Raw genomic sequence first — 18,737 nt, 5'->3', positions numbered from 1 at the left:
TCCAGGAAATACGGACGGTGAAAAAGTTTCTCTGGCCGAAACAATTTTCATTTCCGTGTCGCAAATGAAGCCGGTGCTTCACGCGAGAAGGAAGCTTTCGAACTTGAAACAACATCAAAAGTTGTATTCTCCCGGACGCAACGCCTGGGCTGGACATACTATCCATCTTGTAAGGCCGGCGCGGCAATGCTGGTGTTGCCTGAGCCGCGCCGGCCGAAGCGGCCTCCAAAAGGTTTTCGCCGCGCCGGGGATGCTAGCGGCCGCTGCCGCGCCGGCAAACCGACCGTTGGTTGAAAATGCCCGACTTCCAGAAGAAGACAAGGCCCTCGCGGTCAGCGTCCGGTCGTTTACGGGCATAGGCGCCGGCTCGCTGGACCGATGCGTCCTTGCTCTGCGACTTAAGCCTTACTGCCATTCAGCATTTAGGCTGATTTGCGATACGGCTCGCGCACGGTCTCCGGCTCGGCATCATCGGCCGCCGACTCAGCGACGGTCCTGTCATGCTCGAATTGGCTCGCCTCGGGCAGAGGATGCAACCACTGCTCGCGCCGACCGATCCACAATTCGTAGCTGGGCTCAAGCCCTTCGGTCGGTACGACATCCAGGCTGCCGATCATCACCTCGGCCTCGTCCTCGCGAACCGACGGCAAGCGGCTGCCGCAGGTTGGACAGAAGCTTCGCCCGCCATAAGTGCTGGTGATACCCGCGCTTTCGAATGCCTGGCGCGGCCATATGGCAAAGGCCTGATACGCCGATCCGCTGGTCTTGCGGCAGTCCTTGCAATGGCAAAGTCCCACCCTCAGCGGCTCGCCGGTCACCCGGAACTGGACACCGCCGCACAGGCAGCTGCCGCTACGCATGACATCGTCGAACATGGCCGTTCCTCCTGCAGCCGGGACATTGGTGTCACCATCCGGTACAATTCGCATGCTGCCTCAACTGTTCCACAGCGCGGTCGGAACGTCGCTCAACCGGGAAAGTCGAAGACCGGTTCCTCGCAGCGGTAGACGCGGCATGGACCGTCACGGGTCGGAACCGCGACCGACATCGGGACTTCCGGCCAGTCGCACTCATTGCCGAATTGGCGCACGAAACGATCATAAGTGTTGGGCCCGGTGGTCAGCACCGCGGCATGCCGGCGCTGGATCAGCGCCTGCGTCTCGCCACAAGTCATGGCGCGTGTGTCGGGCCGCGCATCGGCGGCGCCCGCAGTCCATAATATCGTGCCGGCTACAAGGGCGGTCGTCAGGTTTTTCATGGAGGCGCCAGCTTTCAGTGATCGCTTTTGCGGTACGAATATGGCTCGCCGCCGGAACACCGCAAGGCTTTTGAACAGCAAAACGACGCCGATGAGGATGTCTGCGCAACCGGCCTTGTCGCGGTCGGACGGACGACGAAGCGACCGTCAGCGCGACGTCGGTAAGAACCCGGTCAGGCATTCTGGCCTCCCGATCCGCCGCATTCCAGGCAGATCACACTGTGTCCCGGACAGCTCAGCCGGTGCGTTCCTTCCGGGCAGCAATGGCCGTTGGAGGCGACCCAGCGGTCGCAAATGAAAATTTTCCTGGCGCCATGGCAGCGCCGGCATTCCGCCGAGGGCATCAGATTCTCGTTTGGCGAGACGCGATGCTCCGCTTCAACGACCGCGTTCATCCATTTAGTCCCCAACGACTGGATTGTCGGTCCTGTTTTTCTCAAGACATTACATTAGCCATCCGAGATATAAAAGCCCCGGGCGGATGACGAAAGTTTCATCCCTCGACCCTTTCCCTTTGCGCTGCCGTTGCTAAAGCTCGTCCGGCAAAGGGCGCCCGAGCAGATTCCGTCGGGCGCGGGCAGGCAACGGGATTTCCTGCAATGACATGGACCGGTGCGGGAGCGCTTTTCATCCTGGTAGCCACTTATGCCGGCGTTGCCGTCGGCCGTATTCCGGGCTTCAGGCTGGATCGCGCCGGCATCGCGCTGCTCGGTGGCGCCGCCATGATCGCGATCGGCGCGATCGGCATGGAGGATGCCTACCGCGCCATCAATTTCGACACGATCACGCTTTTGCTCGGCATGATGATCGTGGTCGCGCATCTGAAAGTGTCGGGCGCGTTCCGGGCGCTCGGCGGCTTCGCTATTGAGCATGCGCACGCGCCCTTCATGCTGCTCGTCATGGTGACGCTTCTGACCGGAGTGCTTTCGGCCTTTCTGGTCAATGACGCGATCTGCCTGGTGATGGCGCCGATCGTCGTCCACGTCACCCGCGTCATCCGGCGCAACCCGGTTCCCTACCTGATCGCCACCTGCACGGCCTCCAACTGCGGCAGCGTCGCCACCATCACCGGCAACCCGCAGAACATGGTCATCGGCGCGCTCTCGGGCATTTCCTATCCGGCCTTCACGGCGGCGCTCGCGCCGGTGGCGCTGTTCGGCCTTGTCGCCGTCATCGTCATTGTCCGCATCGTCTACCGCGGCGAATTCTCTCGCCCCGCCGAGCTCAGCCCCGAGGTCTATCGCGGCCGCATGCTGCCGGGACAGGTGCTGAAGGCGACCATCGTCTGCGTGGTGCTGGCGTTCGCCTTCTTCGCTGGCGTGCCCGTCGCCAAGGCGGCGCTCATTGCCGGCGCTTTCCTGCTCGTCACCCGCGCGATCAAGCCGCACCGCATCTACCGCGAGATCGACGGCCCGCTGCTCTTCATGTTCGCCGGACTGTTCGTGGTCGTGGCGGGCGCGGAGCGCACGCTGCTCACCCCCGACATGATCGCCGCGGCGAAGAATATGGGTCTCGACGATGTTTGGCGGCTCTCCGGCTTCACCGCGGTGCTTTCCAACGTCATGAGCAATGTGCCGGCGGTGCTGGCGTTGAGGCCGTTCATCCCGGGCCTCGAAAACCCCCACCGCGTGTGGCTGGTCGTGGCGATGAGCTCGACGCTCGCCGGCAATTTCACGCTGCTCGGCTCGGTCGCCAACCTCATCGTCGCTGAGCAGGCGAGGGCGGCGGGCAAGGAGCTGTCTTTCGCAGCTTTCTTCAAGGTTGGTTTGCCGCTGACCTTGTTGACGCTGGCCTTCGGCACGGCGTGGCTGGCGCTCACTTCCTAGCCGTTGGACGCCTTTACGTGGGGGCGATCGCGTCGGCGTGGGCGATCACGCCGGAAAACGCCAAGCAGCTGGCGGGGAGAATAGGCAGGGTTCTGCTGAGAGGTGAGTGCGACAAGGCCCCATGGAGCCTTGTTTTTGTTTTCAGGCCCGGTTATGCCGCCGCGCAATCAACCGAAGGACGACACAAAGTGAGCGAACCGACCGTGGCCGAAGCGACCGAAAGCATCTATGCCTCGATCCGCGCGGACAACGCCGACATCGATGCGCATATCGCGACACTCAAGGCGGCGATGGCGCGGGAAGGGCTGAACCAGGCGGTGTTCGAGCCGGCCAAGCTGGCGCACAACAACCGCGCGGGCCGCAAGCTGATGCAGGCATATTTCCGCCAGCGCGGCGTGACCGTGACGTTTTCGAGCTAGGGGCCGCGCGCCGACCGGGCGCCGCTGTTGCGACGAGGCTCCGCAAGAGGCCTTTTTGGGGCGACGCGGCACCGCGCGGCTGCCTAAGGGCAATCGCATATGGCGCGCCCTATGTGATCGGCTGCCCGAGTTGGCTTCGCTCATGTCGGGTACGCGCGGCCGGCCCTGCCTGTCCAGGTCAATCGCACGCCGCCACGGTCTTCAGGGTCTGCGCGCGCGAAGGTCTGGGCAAATTCCCGATCCTTCGAACGGCGGCGTAGAACCTTGGATAGTCGCCGGAGCACAAGTCGAACAGGCGAAGCAACGCCGGAACCTGTTCGCCATAGACGGCAGTCGCGGCGAGCTTTGCGTTGTTGATCGGGCTATCGAACCAGGCGTCATAGCCCCGGTATCCGGCCCAGCGCGTATCGCGCATGCGCCGGTAGCGCATCCGCAGCCTGTCGATCGCGGCTGCTTTGGCAGCGGCCATCTGCTGTGGACTACGCGGACTTCCATAGACTTGCCGCAACTCGTCCCGGGTTTTCGCTATCAGTCCGAGAAAATCGGCGCTGCGCTTGCGATTGGCTTCGTAGCGGCGCAATCCCGCGCGATTGCCGGTGGCGCGGAGCCATTTCCTGACGCCGGTGGTTTCGACCGAAACCGCGAAAGCCTCGTTGAACGCGGAGTCGCCGTTCACATAGATTTTCTGATGCGCCAGTTCATGGAAGATCAGGCTTGCGAGATAGGTGTCGTCCTGGCGCAGCATGGTGCTGAGCAGCGGATCGCTGAACCATCCGAGCGTGGAATATGCGGTGACGCCCGAGACGTAGACGTCCAGCCCCTGCCGCTGCAGTTCGGCAGCGCTCTCTGCCGCCGATTTCCGGGAAAAGTAACCCCGGTACGGAACGCAGCCGAAGACCGGAAAGCACCATGTTACGGGCGTGAGCGAGAATTGCGGCGCGGCAAAAACCGCCAAGGTCACAGCGTCCCGGCCGATGTCGACATAGCTGCGGTAGCTGCTGTTTTCGGGCAGCGCCAGTTCATCCGTGGCAAAGCGGCGTATGGCGCTCGCCGACGTCAGCTTGACGCGCAATGCCTCCGGCGTTGCGGGATCGCGGATCAGCTTGCCGACATTCTTGCGCGCCGCCATGATCTCAACATGGCCCTCCAGCGACTGCGCGTAGTAGGAAATGCTGGTGCACCCGGCCACGCCGGCCGCCAGGATCGCCGCGGCAAGCAATCGAAAAACGCGCCTCACAGCCTGCCCACCGCCTGTTCATCTCCCCGTGAAGCAAGTGTCCCCATTTGACCCCGAGTCTCAAACAGGCCCGCAGATCTTCGTCAAGACCTGGTGGGACGTCACGGTTGCCGATCCTGCCAAAGTCTGACATCGGTGCTGACCAGGTCCATGCCGCTCACGAGATGCAACGCATCAATCGTCGGCGGCATTCAAGCTTGGAGCACGATGCAGGTATCGAGTCCTGATGCGAAGATGCCAGCCCTTGGCCTCGCCACGACGACAGATAGGGCGTATAGTTGAAGACCGCCGGCTCGGACCTGACACGCCGGCGCATTGAGAGCGGGAGACGTCGCTTCAACTAGGGCGCACTTCCAACTCGGGGGATGTTCCACGCGCTCTCATCATTGCCCGCCGCGTCCGGCTTCTGCTTTGCGCGATCGCGGTCGCTATTCGCATTTACTCACTGAAGGAGAACTGAGCTTTTCACTGGAGGAGAAGTGATCATGCATTACCTTCCCAGACGTGAATTCATGGTTCGAGGAGGGGCAACCCTCGTGGCGCTGGCGTCCTTTCAATCGCGGATTGCCTATGCTTTTCCAACCCGGGCCGGCGAGGAAGTCATCAAGTGGCTCGATCAGCTGCCGCCGAATCCGGTTCCGCAAGTCATCAAAAATCAGTTGGTGTGGGAGGATCTCGATTCCTGGGTGACGCCCAACGACAAGTTCTTCTCAATCGCGCATTTCGACCGGCCGGTCATCGACGAAAGCACGTGGAAGCTCGAAATTGGCGGGTCCATCAAAAAGCCGACTGCCCTGACGCTCGCCGACATCAAGGCTCGAACGCGCCAGGAAGTCACGTTCACGGTCGAATGTTCGGGCAATACTGGCCTCCCGTTCTTCAATGGCGGGATTGGCAATGCTCGCTGGGCGGGCACGCCGCTCGCCCCGATCCTTATGGAGGTCGGCGTCCTCGACAGTGGCATCGAGGTTGTCTTCTGGGGCACCGATAAAGGTGAAATCAAGCGAGCCGACGACGTCAAGTTCACGCAGAACTTTGCGCGCAGCATGTCGCTCGCCGACGCCTTGGACCCCAAAAACATCCTCTGCTACGAGATGAACGGCACTGCCTTGCCTGCCGATAACGGGTTCCCGCTGCGGCTGATTGCGCCGGGCTGGTACGGGATCGCGAACGTGAAATGGCTCAAGCGTATCGAAGTGAGGGACCAACGCTTCGTGAACCAGTTCATGGGACGCGATTATGTCACGCTGCGCGAGGAGGAGCACAACGGAGAGACGGTATGGATGGAAACCTCTGTCGGGCGGGCGCGTCTGAAGTCTGCGCCGGCCCGGGTCACTCATATCGGCAATGATTACCGGATCGTCGGAGCGGCCTGGGGCGCGCCGATCGAGCGGGTCGAGGTGAAGATCGATGACGGCCCATGGATGCCGGCGACCATCGAGGAAACCGAAAAGGCGGACTTCGCTTGGAAGATATGGTCCGTCGACTGGCCCAAGCCCACCGCCGGGGAGCACACAGTCACCTCGCGCGCCGTTAGCACTGGAGGGCAGGTCCAACCGGCAATGGACGATCCCGTCATCGCCAAGAAGCATACCTACTGGGAAAGCAACGGTCAGGTGACGCGACGCATCGGCATTCACTGACCGGCGGGAAGTCTATAAAACCCTCTCACATCGATGTGACCCCATGCTTTTGGCATGGGGTCATGACGTCGATCGGGCCGGCTGTGACGGTGGCGACCCACGCGGGAGAACGCCTCTGCCGGCGGGTTGAGCCGCCTTATGGCATCATCCTGGCCTGATGGGCGCTCATCGGAGGCATGTTCAGGTTGAGATGGGCCATGATCCAGACCGAGCCGATCACGACCAGCGCGACGATCAGCACGCCGAAGGCGAGCGCGAGCACGTTGTTGGTGTTGTCAGGCCCGGTGGTCAGGTGCAGGAAGAAGACCAGATGCACGCCCATCTGCGCGATCGCCAGCACCACCAGGGCCGAGATCACCGCCGGCTGGTAGATCAAGCCGGTCTGCGCGGCGAGGAAAGAGGCGATGGTCAGCAGGATCGCGAGGCCGAAGCCGAGCAGGTAGCCCGACAGCCCTCCCGCCAGTTCGTGCTCGGTGATGCGCTCCTCGCCCGGCGCCGAATCGCGGCGGTCGAGTTCCTCGTCGGTCCGGCTGTCGATGTCGCTCATGGCGACGCTCCCAAGAGATAGACCAGGGTGAAGATGGCGACCCAGATAATGTCGAGCGCGTGCCAGAACAGGCCGAAGCAGTGGAGCCGGCGCAGTATTTCCGGCCGGAAGCCCTTCACCCAGAGCTGCGCCATCATGGTCCCGAGCCAGAGCAGGCCGAGCCCGACATGGGTACCGTGGCAGCCGACAAGGGCGAAGAAGGCTGACAGGAAGGCGCTGCGCGAAGGGCCTGCCTGCTCGCTCGCCATCACCGCGAATTCCTGCACCTCCAGGAACAGGAAGGCAGCGCCGAGCAGGCCGGTGACCAGAAGCCAGAACTGGGTGGCGGCCATCGACCGGCGCTGCGTCGCGAGCGTCGCCAGCCCCCCGGTGAAGCTCGATGTGAGCAGAAGCCCCGTTTGCGCCGCAACGCGCGGCAGCTCGAACAGCTCCTTGCCGGATGGCCCGCCGGCGGTCGCCGTCGACAGGACCGCATAAGCGGCGAAGAAAGCCGAGAACATGATGATGTCGGACAGGAGGAAGATCCAGAAGCCGTAGGCCACCGTGACGAACTTCGAGGCCGGGCCGCCCTGGCCGTGGCCGGTCGCCGAGAGCAGGCCATGGCCGTGTCCCGCATGGCCGTGACCCCCATGACCGTGTCCCCCATGGCCATGCCCGCCGGACCGTCCAACCCGGTAGGGATCGCGCGCCGCGCTGCCGGCCGCTATGTCGCTCATGCCACGCGCTCCCGTCTGCGCAGCCAGGCAAGCTGTGCGGCCCTGCCGTCGCGGTCGATGCGCTCGACTTCCTCCGCGGAGACCTCGTAGTCGCCGTGCTCTCGCCAGGCGAAGACGACGAAAGTGATATAGGCGCCGATGAAGCCGACGATCGCCAGCCACCAGATGTGCCAGATCAGGGCGAAGCCGATCAGCGTGCTGAAGAAGGCGGTGACGAAGCCGGTCGGGCTGTTGCGCGGCATTTCGATCGGCTCATAGCTTTCGTCCTCGCCGGGCCTTTGCTCCTCCATCGCCCGCTGCTTGATGGTCCAGTAGGGTTCCTCGTTCTCGACATGCGGCAGCCGCGCGTAGTTGAAGAAGGGCGGCGGGGAGGATGTCGACCATTCCAGCGAGCGGCCGTCCCAAGGGTCGCCCGTTTCGTCGCGCAATTCGTCGCGATGCCTGATCGAGACGACGAGCTGCGCGACCTGGCAGGCGGCGCCGACGATCATCACCGCAATGCCGAAGGCCGCCACGACCAGCCACGGCGTCCACAGGTCCATGTCGATATGCTGGAGACGGCGGGTCATGCCGAGCAGGCCGACGATATAGAGCGGCACGAAGACCAGCACGTAGCCGGCAAGGGTGAACCAGAACGCGGCCTTGCCCCAGCCCTCGTGCAGCCGGAAGCCGAAGGCTTTCGGGAACCAGTAGGTGAAGCCGGCGAAGGCGGCGAACAGCACGCCCGAGATGATCACATTGTGAAAATGCGCCACCAGGAAGAGCGAATTGTGCAGCATGAAGTCGGCCGGCGGAACGGCGAGCAGCACGCCGGTCATGCCGCCGATGATGAAGGTGGTGACGAAGCCCAGCGCCCACAGCATCGGCGTGTCGAAGCGCACGCGCCCGCCATACATGGTGAAGAGCCAGTTGTAGATCTTGACCCCGGTGCCGACGGCGATGACCGAGGTGGCTATGCCGAAGGCGGCATTGACGTCGGCCCCGGCGCCCATGGTGAAGAAGTGGTGCAGCCAGACCATGAAGGAGACGATGCAGATGAACAGCGTCGCCGCGACCATCGACCGGTAGCCGAACAGCGGCTTCGATGAGAAGGTCGAGAAGATCTCGGAATAGATGCCGAAGGCGGGCAGCACCAGGATGTAGACCTCCGGATGGCCCCACGCCCAGATCAGGTTCATGAACATCATTTGGTTGCCGCCGGCTTCGTTGGTGAAGAAATGGAAGCCGAGGTAGCGGTCGAGCGTCAGCATGGCGAGCGTGGCGGTGAGGATCGGGAAGGCCGCGACGATCAGCAGGTTGGAGGCGAGCGATGTCCAGCAGAACATCGGCATGCGCAGATAGCCCATGCCCGGCGCGCGCATCTTGAGGATGGTGGTCGCCAGGTTGACGCCGGTGAGCAGCGTGCCGACGCCGGAGATCTGGATCGACCAGAGATAATAGTCGACGCCGACGCCCGGCGAGTAGGTCGTCTCCGACAGCGGCGCATAGGGCAGCCAGCCGGTGCGGGCGAACTCGCCGACGACGAGCGAGATGTTGACCAGGAGCGCGCCGGTCGCCGTCAGCCAGAAACTCACCGAATTCAGCGTCGGAAAGGCGACGTCGCGGATGCCGAGCTGCAGCGGCACGACGAAGTTCATCAGCCCGATGACGAAGGGCATCGCGGCGAAGAAGATCATGATCGTGCCGTGGGCCGAAAAGACCTGGTCGTAATGCTCGGGCGGCAGGTAGCCTGGCCCGTGGATGGCGAGCACCTGCTGCGTGCGCATCATCACCGCATCGACGAAGCCGCGCAGCAGCATCAGCGCCGCCAGAACGATATACATGACGCCGATGCGCTTGTGGTCGACCGAAGTTATCCATTCGTCCCAGAGATAGGGCCAGTATCCTTTCACCGTGACCCAGATCAGCACCGCGGCGGCCGCCAGGAAGACGACGAGCGCGGCGCCCAGCGGGATGGGCTGATCGAAGGGAATGGCAGACCAGTCGAGCTTGCCGAGCATCGTCATCCTCCCGCTTTCGGCTGCGGCTGTTGGGCAGGCGCCGGCGTCCCGGCCTTGGGCTGGGCCTTGGGGCTTACCTGCGGCTCGCCGGCGGCGGTTTCGGCGGGACCCGGACCGGGCGGCAGCGTCTGGCGCACGATCGCGTCGAACAGGCCGTCCTGCACGACGCCGAACGAGGCCGGCGGCACGTTGATGCTCTGCCTGGCAAGCTCGCCATAGGCGCGGGCGTTGAGCACGCCGCCGGCGCCATGCAGCGAAGAGGCCCAGCGCGCAAACTCGTCGGGCGGGACCGCGCGCACGCGGAAATTCATGTCGGAGAAGCCATCGCCGCTGAAATGCGCCGACAGGCCGAGATAGTCGCCCTCGCGGTCGGCCTGCAGGTTGAGCTCGGTCTGCATGCCGTTCATGACATAGATCATGCTGCCGAGCTGCGGCACGAAGAAGGTGTTCATCACGCTGGCCGAGGTCAGCTTGAAACGAACGGGAACGCCGGCCGGGATGACCAGCTGGTTGACCGTTCCGACGCCCTGGTCGGGGTAGAGGAACAGCCATTTCCAGTCGAGCGCCACCACCTGGATGTCGAGCGGCGGCTGGCTGGAGGCGATCGGCCGGCGCGGGTCGAGATGGTAGGATCCGTAATAGATCAGACCGCCGAGGAAGAGGATGGTGAGCGTCGGGATCGACCAGACGATCAGCTCGATGCGGCCCGAATAGGTGAATTCCGGCTCGTAGCGGGCGTTGCGGTTGGAGGCGCGGAACATCCAGGCAAACAAAAGCAGCGCCACCAGCGTCGGAATGACGATGACCAGCATGACCGCCAGCGAGTTGAGCAGGATCGTGCGGTTGCCCGCGCCGATCGGGCCCTGCGGGTCGAGCACCCCGCCCGCGCAGCCGGAGAGCGTTGCGATCAGGCCTATCCAGAGCGGCGAGCGGCCTCGCCTCGGTCTAGGGAAGGAAAGCACTGGAACGGATCATGCTTGGCGCGAACGGATCGGCGGGACGTCTTGACTGTGGGCGGCGCGTCGTCGGCGCCGCTGGGCCGCGGCACGGCCGGAAACAGACTTCGCGGCCAGTCCGGCTGGGCCGTGATCCTTCAAAAGCTCGCGCCTGCGAGGGTCGCGTTCTGCGGCAGCTTTCATCTGAAGTCTCCCCGTGTGCAGAGGCACTTCCGCCATATACCGTACGACTGCTGAACACGGCTGCCAACCCAAGCAGTTGCCGCCTGTTCCGCAAAGGCGGTGTTTTGCCCGATGGCTGGACGGGCCGCGGAAGACATAGGGCGCGGCTCCAGCCTGACCAGACGCCGTCTCGGCATGCTCGCGCTCGCCGATCGCCCGCCAGGATGGTGACAAGGCGTGCGGCGCGTGCATTGTACTGCGCAGGGAATTGCAGCCGACCTGCGGAGGAAGCCTTGTCCGAGATTGCAACCATCCTTTCCATCCTTGGCGTTTTCCTGCTGGGGGCGATGAGCCCGGGGCCGAGCTTCGTCGTCGTCTCGCGCATCGCGGTGGCCGGCGAGCGTACGGATGGCCTGGCGGCGGCGATCGGCATGGGCATCGGCGGCTTCATCTTCGCCATCATCGCGGTCGCGGGCCTGACCGCGCTGCTCGTCCAGATCGCTTGGCTGGACATTTTCCTGCGCATTGCCGGCGGCGCCTATCTGTTGTGGATCGGCATCAAGATCTGGCGCGGCGCCAATCAGCCGATCGAGATCGCGAACGATGCCTCGGCGCGCGCCGGCTCGTTCTGGCGGGCGCTGCGTCGCGCGCTTCTGGTCCAGCTCGCCAATCCGAAGACGGCGATCTTCTACGCCTCGATGTTCGCGGCCATGCTGCCGGCCTCGCCGCCGCTCTGGATGCTCTTGGTCCTGCCGCCGCTGCTCTTCCTCAACGAATTCGTCTGGTACGCGGTCGTCGCCTTCGCCTTTTCCTCCAGCCGGCCGCGCGCGGCCTATCTCGGCACCAAGCACTGGATCGACCGCGCCGCCGGCGCCGTGGTCGGCGCGCTCGGGATCAAGCTGATGTGGGAAGGCATGGCCGCCGCGCGGCGGGGTTTTGCCGGGTGAGGTGAGGTCGAGGCCCGAGCGGGCAGGCAACATCTCTCGCCGAGATCGTGAAACCTTCTGATTTTTGAGCCGTTGTCGGCTGATGTCTGAAGCAAAGCTCAAGCCAAGATCGGCCGACGGCGCCCAGCCGCGCGGTGCCGGGAAGTCGCGCCCCGCAAAGACGGGCGCAGCGAAGGCACCCCCGGGCAAGACGCGGCCGGAAAAGTCGCCGCCGGAAAGCTTGCATCCGGAAAGACCCCGCGAAGAGAAGTCGCAACCGAAGCAATCGCCCGAGCACGAGGAGCCGGCCGAAGCGACGCCGGAGGCCGTCGGCGAACCGGCGCCGCCGCCGCCGGAATCCGTCGAGCCCGGTCCGAAGCTGACGCCCGAGGAGGCCGAGCAGGCGCGCAGGAAGTACCTGTTTAGGCGGTTCTGGATCAGCGGGCGCGGCTACTGGGGCCGGAATGGCGACAAGCTCGCATGGCCGTTTACGATTGGGCTGCTGGTGCTGATCTGCGTCAATGTCGGCTTCCAGTATGGCATCAATGTCTGGAACCGCGCCTTCTTCGACGCCATCGAGCAGCGCAATGTCCACACCGTCTATATGCTGAGCGCCGTCTTCGTGCCGCTGGTTGCCGGAAGCGCCAGCCTCGTCGTCGTTCAGGTCTACCTGCGTATGACGATCCAGCGCCGCTGGCGCTCCTGGCTCACCACATCTGTCATCGCGCGCTGGCTGGCCAGCGGCCGCTACTATCAGCTCAACCTCGTCGCCGGCGACCACTCGAACCCCGAAGCCCGTCTCACCGAAGATCTGCGCATCGCCACCGAGTCCCCCGTCGATTTCATCTCCGGCGTTCTCAACGCCTTCCTGGCGGCCTCGACCTTCATCGTCGTGCTGTGGACCATCGGCGGCGCGCTCACCTTGCCGCTCGGCCGCGAGAGCATCACCATCCCCGGCTTCCTCGTCGTCACCGCGGTCATCTACGCCGCCATCACCTCGACCTCGATGGTGGTCATCGGCCGCCATTTCGTGCAGCTTTCGGAGCGCAAGAACCAGGCGGAAGCCGAATTCCGCTACACGCTGACACGCGTGCGCGAAAACGGCGAGAGCATCGCGCTGCTCGGCGGAGAGGCGGAGGAGCGCAGCGGAATCGACAGGAATTTCGGCCATGTGCTGAGGCAATGGGCGCTGCTGACCGGACAGCACATGCGCACCGCGATTGTCTCGCAAGGGTCGATGCTGTTCGCGCCGGTGGTGCCGGTGCTGCTCTGCGCGCCGAAATTCCTCGAAGGCTCGATGTCGCTCGGCCAGGTCATGCAGGCGGCCTCCGCCTTTGCCATCGTGCAAGGCGCGTTCGGCTGGCTGGTCGACAATTATCCGCGCCTGGCCGATTGGAACGCCTCGGCGCGCCGCGTCGCTTCGCTGATGATGTCGCTCGACGGGCTGGAGCGCGCCGAAGAGAGCGAGTCCTTTGGGCGCATCCGGCGCGGCGAGACGCAAAACGGCGCCATGCTCAGCCTGGACGATCTCTCCGTCACCCTCAACGACGGCACCGGCGTGGTCAAGGAGACGAAGGTCGAGATCAACCCGGGCGAGCGGGTGCTGGTCGCCGGCGAATCCGGCACCGGCAAGTCGACGCTGGTGCGGGCTGTCGCGGGCCTGTGGCCCTGGGGCGGCGGCAGCGTCAATTTCCATGCCGGCAAGCGGCTGTTCATGTTGCCGCAACGCCCCTACATCCCGACCGGCACGCTGCGGCGCGCGGTCGCCTATCCGGCCGCCGCCGACAACTGGACGGTGGACGAGATCGACGCCGCCCTCGACAAGGTCGGCCTCGGCTACCTGCGGGACAGGATCGAGGAAGAGGCGCCGTGGGACCAGACACTCTCCGGCGGCGAAAAGCAGCGCCTCGCCTTCGCGCGCCTGCTGCTGCACGAGCCAGACATCGTCGTGCTGGACGAGGCGACCTCGGCGCTCGACGAGAAGAGCCAGGAAAAGATGATGCAGACGGTGATCCAGGCATTGCCGAAGGTCACCGTCATCAGCGTCGCCCACCGCGCCGAGCTGGAAGCTTTCCACAGCCGCAAGATCACGCTGGAGCGGCGCGAAGGCGGCGCGAAGCTGGTCAGCGATGTGGAGCTGGCGCCGCGCAGGGGCAAGCGCAACGTGTTCGCGCGGGCGCTGTGGGGGAGCGGGGCGAGAGGAGGGCCGGCGCGCTGAGGGCGGCATCAAGGGCAGGCAAGAACGTCCGAGATGGTGATCGGACCGCAGGGGTCGCGCTTCGGCCGGATGGCAACCTTGACGTCACCAGAGTCCCAGGTCTGTAATCGCCGCAGGCCAGGGAGAGGCGACCCCCATGGAAAAGATCATCCTCGACTGCGATCCGGGGCACGACGATGCCATCGCCATCCTGCTTGCGGCCGGCAACCCGGACATCGACCTTCTCGGCATCACCACGGTTTCGGGCAACCACAATGTCGAGAACACCACGCGCAATGCGCTCTCCGTATGCACGGCCTACGGCATAAAGGTGCCGGTGGCGAAAGGCTCTCCCGGCCCGCTGATCATCGACCAGGTGCTGGCCGTCGAGATCCACGGCGAGACCGGGCTCGATGGCCCGGAGCTGCCGCCCGCCTCGTTCGAGCTCGACAAGCGCCATGCCGTCGACTTCATCATCGAGACGGTCATGGCGCATGAGCCGAAAACCGTCACGCTGGTGCCGGTCGGGCCCTACACCAACATCGCTCTGGCCGTGCGCAAGGAGCCGCGCATCGTCGAGCGGGTGAAGCGGGTCGTCGCGATGGGCGGAAGTTTCACGCGCGGCAACATCACGCCCGCGGCCGAGTTCAACGTCTATGCCGACCCGGAGGCCGCAGACGTGGTGTTCCGCGCCGCTTGGGACGTCACCATGGTGGGGCTCGACCTCACGCACCAGGCCTTGGCCACCCCCGACCTGCAGGACAGGGTGCGCGCTGTCGGCGGCCCGATCGCCAAATTCATTCTCGATATCTGGGAGTTCATCGCGACCACGCATGGCGGCCTGCTGCAGATAGCCCATCCCGCCGTCCATGACGCCTGCTGCGTGGCGGCGATGATCGATGCAGGCGTCTTGACCACCGAGAAGGCCGATATCCGCGTCGAGCTTGCCGGACGGTGGACCAAGGGCATGACGGTCTGCAATTTCGAGAAGCTGGGCGGCATGCGCCATTTCGGCGGCACGGCGAGCGAGCAGGTCGATTTCCGCCATACCGTGGCGATGAAGCTCGACCATTCGAAATTCTGCGACCTGATTGTCGATGCGCTCGAGCGCCTCACCAGTCAAAAGGCGTGAGGCGCTCCAGGGGCAAGGCCTAGCCGGCCCTCACAGCAGGAACGATTGCCTGTCGCGCAATGTGGCGCTGATGGCGGCGATGCCGGTCTCGATCTCGCGCTTGTTGGCCAGGATCGCATCGCCGGCCGCACCCTCGACCATCGATCGCAACAGGTCGGCCTGGCCGACCAGCACCGCATCCTTGTCGGCCAGCGCGACGAGCGTTGCGGCTTCGAGCCGGTAGCGCGGGCGCCTTGCCGCCCTGGGCGACTCTCAAGCCTCCAGGCCCGCGCACGCCAGGAAGTGGGGGAGAATTGGCCCGGCGAAGCCGAGACGGCCATTTCGACGAGAGCCCGGCGGTCGGCATCAGCAACCGGCGCTGGCACGGTGGTGTCCTTGTTCTATTGCATTTTAGTTGAAACTAATTTGAAAGTTACCCGCTAGCAGCGCGTAAGCGAGCTCAAACTTGCCCTGCTGTCGACAGCTAAGTTGAAAGGAGAAGTCCTAAGCCTTTTTCAGTGCTTGGCGTTGCCGAGACCGCTTTTCTATCATTCGTCTTTCGAGCGGCCTCCAGCCGCGCCGGTCACCACCGAGGCCGATGCCTGGCAGGGCGAGAAGTAGCCATCGCTCGGCGCATTCGCGCGACGAAGGCTTCGCAGACCGCTGTCGAGCGGACGCTCGATGAGGAGCCACACAAGGTTGGCCTTGGAACAAAGGTCTGGCCATGAAAAAATACCTAGCAGCCGCGCTGGCGATCGCCATCCCGATCGGGCCTGCCTCGGCGCTTGACGTCGGCGTCGGCGGCAAGGTCGGCGGCATCGGCGTGGGCGCCGGATTGGGCGCCGGTTCGCAAGGCGTGTCGGCGGGCGTGGGCGCCAGTGCCGACGGTGTCGGCGGCGCAAACGTCGGCGCATCGACCGGCGGCGGATCGCTCGGCGTCAATGCCGGCGGCAATCTGGGCAGCACCAGCACAGGCGAGTCGACAAGCGTGGGCGCCGCCGCCGCGGGCGACGATCCTTCCGCCGTCAGCGGATCGGCTGCCTCTGCGCAGAACCCGGCCGCGGTGCCGACAGCCCCTGCTTTGGCCAAAAGCGCGACGCAGACCATTGTGCTGCCTCCAGTGCTGAAGCCCTCCAGATCCGCCGGCGGCGACCTCCGGCGGGTCACCAAAGGCTATCGCATCCCGCCGCTGTCACCTCCGAAGACGATACCGGGCACGCCGGCCGCCGTAGTGCGCGCCTGTCGCGCCGCGATCGCGGCGGCCGCCAAGCCCCTCGGCGCCGTGCGTGTTTACACGGTCAGCGCCGGCCCCTTGCGTCAACGCCGAAGCGGGCTCAACGCGCCGATCGAGGTGCGCATAGACTATGACAGGCGAGGCGGCATCGAAGTGAGGCAGGCGAAAGTCGGCTGTCGCCTAAATGCGAAGGGCGCGGTCACCGCGGTGATTTAGAGGCAAAGGCACAACGGCCGTTGCCATCCTTCCTGCCGGTTGCAACCTCGGCGGTTTGGCAATTCCTCGCCCCCACAAGGTGGACGGGAGAGGTGGCTCGGCGCAGCCGAGACTGAGCGGGGGAGCGCCATATCCGATAACCCTGCCGACCGCAGGCGCGGACCTCAGCCGGCTGCAGACAAGGCGCCCGCGCTTCGGCTAGAGTTCCGCCGGGCGCAAAAAAATCATCGAAGGGGAGCATCGCGATGAACGAAGTCAGGCCGATCGCCGAGATCGCCAGCTATCACGCCCATATCTACTACGGCGGGGAAGCCGAGCGGCAGCATGCCGAATGGCTGCGCCAGCGCATCGCAGAACGGTTCCGCGTGCGCCTGGGCAACTGGCGCGACGAGCCGGTCGGCCCGCACCAGCAAGCCATGTACCAGGTCTCCTTCGCGACCGAGATTTTTGCCACGCTGGTTCCCTGGCTGATGCTGAACCACGGCGGCCTGAGCATCCTTATCCATCCCAACACCACCAACCCCAAGCGCGACCACCTTATCGACCCGATCTGGATCGGCCGGGCACTGCCGGTGAAGGGCGACGTGCTTGGCGAGGAGGACGAGGCAGAGGAAGCGCTGGAGGTGAATACCGAGCCGACGCTGGGGGTGTGAGGGGGGCGCGGCGATCTCGTCACGATGGCGTGAGAGGCGGCTGGCCGTCGGAGTTGTTGATTGACTGGCCAACCGCGGTGTGGCGAATTCGCGCCGATGGTTCCCTTCGGGGATCAAAAGGGAACGCGGTGCGGAGAAATCCAAAGCCGTGGCTGCCCCCGCAACTGTAAGCGGCATGCCGTTTTCACGATGCCACTGGCTGCATGGGCCGGGAAGGCGAAAGCGGCGGCAATCCGCGAGCCAGGAGACCTGCCATCATGGACGTCAAAGCAGAACATCGGACGGGGTGATCCGGTGTGCGCGCCTGGCCGGACGGCGGGGCGAGTTCCCTGCGATGACAGGCAACGTCAAAGGCAGAACCATGCTGATCCAACTATCGAAAATGCTGAACAAAACCGCGCCCGACCTGAAGGCCAGGCTGATTACAATCTACGGCGCGCTCGCCATTCTCAACGTCGGGGCGTGGCTGTGGGCTTTCGTCGCCTTCCACGACAAGCCGACATTGCTTGGCGTCGCTCTCGTCATTTATGGCCTCGGCTTGCGCCATGCCGTCGATGCCGACCACATAGCGGCCATCGACAATGTCACGCGCAAGCTGATGCAGAACGGCAAACGGCCGGTCTCCGTCGGTTTCTTTTTCGCACTCGGCCATTCGACGATCGTCGTCATCGTCGCTGCGGCTATCGCGGCGGCAACGTCCCTGCTCGGCCGTTTCCAGAGCCTTCAGGAGATTGGCGGCACCATCAGTACCGGCGTTTCCGCACTCTTCCTGCTCGCCATCGCGGCGATGAACATCGTCATCTTCTTCTCGATCTACAGAAGCTATCGGCGGGTGCGGGCCGGTGGGGCGTTTGTCGAGGAGGATCTGGACCTGCTGCTCAACAATCGCGGCTTCCTGGCCCGCGTCTTCCGCCCGATGTTCCGGCTGGTGTCGCGCAGCTGGCACATGTTCCCACTTGGTTTCCTCTTCGGCCTTGGCTTCGACACCGCGACCGAAGTCGCCATGTTCGGCGTGTCCGCGGCACAAGCGGCCAAGGGCGTGCCGTTCGAGGCCATTCTGGTCTTCCCGGTGCTTTTCGCGGCCGGTATGTCACTGGTCGACACGACCGATGGTGTGATGATGCTCGGCGCCTATGAGTGGGCCTTCGTCAAGCCGATCCGCAAACTGTACTACAACATGACGATCACCCTGGTGTCGGTCCTTGTCGCAGTACTGATCGGCGGCATCGAGGCGCTCGGCCTGATCGGTGACAAGTTCGGTCTGTCGGGCGGCTTCTGGAACGGCGTCGGCACGCTCAACGACAATTTCAACAATCTGGGCTTCGCCATTATCGGCATCTTCATCGCCGCCTGGGCGATCTCCTATGTCGTCTACAAGGCCAAGGGGCTGGACGATGTGGAGATCGGATCCGCAGCAAAGAATTCATAAGCCGCCGGCGGCGGCTGGCTGCAGCAGGCCAGCCGCATCTCTCTGCCATCAGACGCCGGCGGGCTGCCAGCCTGCCGCCTTGAATGCCTCGGCATCGGGAAGCCGATGACGGCAAAGGTCGATCGCCGCCCCGTCAGCGGTGCTCGGCTTGACATTCTTGTTCCCATTTTGTTCACTGTTGGCAGACAGCGACAGGAGATCGCCGGC

At 64.5% G+C, this 18,737-nt stretch carries 17 protein-coding genes and 1 riboswitch; of the genes, 9 read left to right on the top strand and 8 right to left on the bottom strand.

Annotated features, from left to right (window positions below; all coding sequences use genetic code 11):
- Window positions 1-422: 422 nt before the first annotated feature.
- Window positions 423-875, bottom strand: coding sequence for a GFA family protein (locus P9230_RS18865; protein WP_067325159.1), 453 nt, complete (start codon window positions 873-875; stop codon window positions 423-425).
- A 92-nt stretch (window positions 876-967) separates the two neighbouring features.
- A complete protein-coding gene (locus P9230_RS18860; protein ID WP_067325244.1) occupies window positions 968-1,258 on the bottom strand; it encodes a hypothetical protein in 291 nt (96 codons plus the stop codon).
- Between the two features lie 599 nt (window positions 1,259-1,857).
- Here P9230_RS18860 and P9230_RS18855 point away from each other — a divergent pair.
- Window positions 1,858-3,084: an anion transporter gene (locus tag P9230_RS18855; RefSeq protein WP_278120392.1), complete on the top strand. Its 1,227-nt coding sequence runs from the start codon at window positions 1,858-1,860 to the stop codon at window positions 3,082-3,084.
- Between the two features lie 188 nt (window positions 3,085-3,272).
- Window positions 3,273-3,503 carry a hypothetical protein gene (locus tag P9230_RS18850; protein WP_278120503.1) on the top strand — a complete coding sequence of 77 codons (231 nt, stop codon included), beginning with the start codon at window positions 3,273-3,275 and terminating at the stop codon, window positions 3,501-3,503.
- Window positions 3,504-3,681: 178 nt separating this feature from the next.
- Here the strand turns inward: P9230_RS18850 and P9230_RS18845 are convergent, their stop codons facing one another.
- Window positions 3,682-4,740 carry an aminopeptidase gene (locus P9230_RS18845; RefSeq protein ID WP_278120390.1) on the bottom strand — a complete coding sequence of 353 codons (1,059 nt, stop codon included), beginning with the start codon at window positions 4,738-4,740 and terminating at the stop codon, window positions 3,682-3,684.
- 485 nt (window positions 4,741-5,225) lie between these two features.
- Here P9230_RS18845 and P9230_RS18840 point away from each other — a divergent pair, with 485 nt between their 5' ends.
- Window positions 5,226-6,383, top strand: coding sequence for a sulfite oxidase (locus tag P9230_RS18840; protein WP_278120388.1), 1,158 nt, complete (start codon window positions 5,226-5,228; stop codon window positions 6,381-6,383).
- Window positions 6,384-6,519: 136 nt separating this feature from the next.
- On the opposite strand, the gene cyoD is transcribed toward P9230_RS18840, so the two are convergent.
- Genes cyoD through cyoA form a run of 4 tightly spaced genes read right to left on the bottom strand, consistent with a single transcriptional unit; the run spans window position 6,520 to window position 10,608 of the window.
- Window positions 6,520-6,930 (bottom strand): cytochrome o ubiquinol oxidase subunit IV, encoded by a 411-nt coding sequence (gene cyoD / locus P9230_RS18835; RefSeq protein WP_066997081.1) that lies wholly within the window; start codon window positions 6,928-6,930, stop codon window positions 6,520-6,522.
- Window positions 6,927-7,646 carry a cytochrome (ubi)quinol oxidase subunit III gene (locus P9230_RS18830; RefSeq protein WP_278120386.1) on the bottom strand — a complete coding sequence of 240 codons (720 nt, stop codon included), beginning with the start codon at window positions 7,644-7,646 and terminating at the stop codon, window positions 6,927-6,929. Before P9230_RS18830 ends, cyoD begins: the two co-directional genes overlap by 4 nt.
- The gene (cyoB, locus tag P9230_RS18825) at window positions 7,643-9,646 is read right to left on the bottom strand and encodes a cytochrome o ubiquinol oxidase subunit I (RefSeq protein ID WP_170950379.1); all 2,004 of its coding nucleotides are present in this window, start codon (window positions 9,644-9,646) and stop codon (window positions 7,643-7,645) included. Before cyoB ends, P9230_RS18830 begins: the two co-directional genes overlap by 4 nt.
- A 2-nt stretch (window positions 9,647-9,648) precedes the next feature.
- Window positions 9,649-10,608, bottom strand: a complete 960-nt coding sequence (gene cyoA, locus P9230_RS18820) for a ubiquinol oxidase subunit II (RefSeq protein WP_082953921.1) — start codon at window positions 10,606-10,608, stop codon at window positions 9,649-9,651.
- 503 nt (window positions 10,609-11,111) lie between these two features.
- Between cyoA and P9230_RS18815 the strand changes: the two genes are divergently transcribed.
- The 3 genes from P9230_RS18815 (at window position 11,112) to P9230_RS18805 (ending at window position 15,019) form a co-directional block, all read left to right on the top strand.
- Window positions 11,112-11,711 (top strand): LysE family transporter, encoded by a 600-nt coding sequence (locus P9230_RS18815; protein WP_189407202.1) that lies wholly within the window; start codon window positions 11,112-11,114, stop codon window positions 11,709-11,711.
- An 82-nt stretch (window positions 11,712-11,793) separates the two neighbouring features.
- Window positions 11,794-13,908, top strand: a complete 2,115-nt coding sequence (locus tag P9230_RS18810; protein ID WP_278120383.1) for an ATP-binding cassette domain-containing protein — start codon at window positions 11,794-11,796, stop codon at window positions 13,906-13,908.
- A gap of 136 nt (window positions 13,909-14,044) precedes the next feature.
- A complete protein-coding gene (locus P9230_RS18805) occupies window positions 14,045-15,019 on the top strand; it encodes a nucleoside hydrolase (RefSeq protein WP_278120381.1) in 975 nt (324 codons plus the stop codon).
- Between the two features lie 30 nt (window positions 15,020-15,049).
- Here the strand turns inward: P9230_RS18805 and P9230_RS18800 are convergent, their stop codons facing one another.
- Window positions 15,050-15,193: a hypothetical protein gene (locus tag P9230_RS18800; protein ID WP_156752689.1), complete on the bottom strand. Its 144-nt coding sequence runs from the start codon at window positions 15,191-15,193 to the stop codon at window positions 15,050-15,052.
- Between the two features lie 529 nt (window positions 15,194-15,722).
- Between P9230_RS18800 and P9230_RS18795 the strand changes: the two genes are divergently transcribed.
- From P9230_RS18795 to P9230_RS18785, 3 genes are all read left to right on the top strand, one after another.
- The gene (locus P9230_RS18795; protein WP_278120379.1) at window positions 15,723-16,448 is read left to right on the top strand and encodes a hypothetical protein; all 726 of its coding nucleotides are present in this window, start codon (window positions 15,723-15,725) and stop codon (window positions 16,446-16,448) included.
- A gap of 245 nt (window positions 16,449-16,693) precedes the next feature.
- A complete protein-coding gene (locus P9230_RS18790) occupies window positions 16,694-17,101 on the top strand; it encodes a DOPA 4,5-dioxygenase family protein (protein WP_095802577.1) in 408 nt (135 codons plus the stop codon).
- An 80-nt stretch (window positions 17,102-17,181) separates the two neighbouring features.
- Window positions 17,182-17,373, top strand: a riboswitch (cobalamin riboswitch).
- Window positions 17,374-17,462: 89 nt separating this feature from the next.
- A complete protein-coding gene (locus P9230_RS18785) occupies window positions 17,463-18,530 on the top strand; it encodes a HoxN/HupN/NixA family nickel/cobalt transporter (protein ID WP_278120376.1) in 1,068 nt (355 codons plus the stop codon).
- Window positions 18,531-18,737: the final 207 nt, after the last annotated feature.

It is taken from the genome of Mesorhizobium sp. WSM4887 (assembly GCF_029625865.1).
In the GTDB taxonomy this organism is placed as follows: domain Bacteria; phylum Pseudomonadota; class Alphaproteobacteria; order Rhizobiales; family Rhizobiaceae; genus Mesorhizobium.
Note: the sequence above shows the minus strand (reverse complement) of the source record. Positions and strands in the feature narration are given on the sequence as shown.